Genomic DNA, 1,430 nt, shown 5'->3' on the forward strand with positions numbered 1-1,430 from the left:
CTAGTACTGCAACGGTGCTTGCCGTGACTGTTGGCTGGCCGGGTCGTTGGTCTGGTTATGGGTGGGGACCTTGCTGATGTCAGATTGTGGGCTGATGAGTTGGGCCGGTTGCAGGAGCGGTTCGTGCATCGATTCAGCAGGACGGAGCCGCGGGAGACGGCGCTTGCGTACATGCGGGGGCTGATTGCTCCGCTGGAGCGGAAGAACGGCTGGACACTTGCCGAACAGGCAGGTCATGCGGCTCCGGACCGTATCCATCGGTTGCTGAACCGGATCGAGTGGGACGCTGATGAGGTCCTGGACGACGTGCGTGACTACGTCGTCGAACACCTTGGTGACCGGGATGCCGTACTGATCGTCGATGACACCGGTTTTTTGAAGAAGGGTGTCCGTTCGGCCGGGGTCCAGCGGCAGTACTCCGGGACCGCGGGACGCACAGAGAACTCCCAGATCGGGGTCTTCCTCGCCTATGCCAGTGCCCGCGGCCGCACGTTGATCGACCGACGGTTGTATCTGCCCACGTCATGGACGGACGACCGCGAGCGATGCCGACGGGCCGGCATCGACGACAGTGTCGCCTTCGAGACGAAGGTGGCGATGGCCAAGGCGATGGTCCGCAAGGCCATCGCCGAGAAGATTCCCTTCGGCTGGGTGACCGCGGACGCCGCTTACGGCTTCAGCAAAGGCTGGCGGTTCGAACTCGAGCAGGCCGACGTCTTCCACGTCATGGCTACCACCCGGCACGACACCGTCGTCACCCGCTGGTCCATCGACCACCCCGTCCACGACTTGTTCCCCGGTCTGCCGCGGCAGAAATGGAAACGCCGTTCCTGCGGCGACGGGGCTCATGGCCGGCGGGTCTACGACTGGGCCCGTGTCGAGGTTCGGCCCTGGCACCACGAGGACCGCCGGCACTGGGTGATCGCCCGCCGCAGTGTGAGCAGGCCCGAGGAGATCTCCTACTACATCGCCTACTGTCCCGCCGGGACCACCCTGGACGAACTGATCCGCATCGCCGGCAGCCGATGGGCAGTTGAGGAGTGCTTCCAGACGGCGAAACAGGAGTGCGGCCTGGACGACTACCAGGTCCGCCGCTACCCGGGCTGGCACCGCCACATGACCCTCGCCATGGCCGCCCACGCCTGCCTCACCGTCCTGCGGGCCCGCCAGCTGGACACGGACAAAGCAGAAACGGATCCTCCCCGCTCATCCGCCTGAGTCTCGCCGAGATCCGACGCCTGATCACCCGCCTCACAGACCGCACTCCCACCCCCATCGAGCACATCCTGCACTGGTCGACATGGCGCCGCAGACGCCAACACCAAGCCCGCATCAGCCACTACAAACGACGCGGACACACCCCACCAGAAACTACCCAACCATCAGAACAAGCACCGTTGCAGTACTAGGACCTGTGTGGAGTTGTGATC

At 64.7% G+C, this 1,430-nt stretch carries 1 protein-coding gene; it reads left to right on the top strand.

What is annotated here, in order from left to right:
- The first annotated feature begins 57 nt into the window (after positions 1–57).
- Entirely contained in the window at positions 58–1,218 is a 1,161-nt protein-coding gene (locus tag ACIRA5_RS53640) for an IS701 family transposase (RefSeq protein ID WP_266647189.1), read from the top strand.
- Positions 1,219–1,430: the final 212 nt, after the last annotated feature.

The sequence above is a fragment of the Streptomyces sp. NPDC096311 genome (assembly GCF_044763085.1).
Taxonomy (GTDB): Bacteria; Actinomycetota; Actinomycetes; order Streptomycetales; family Streptomycetaceae; genus Streptomyces.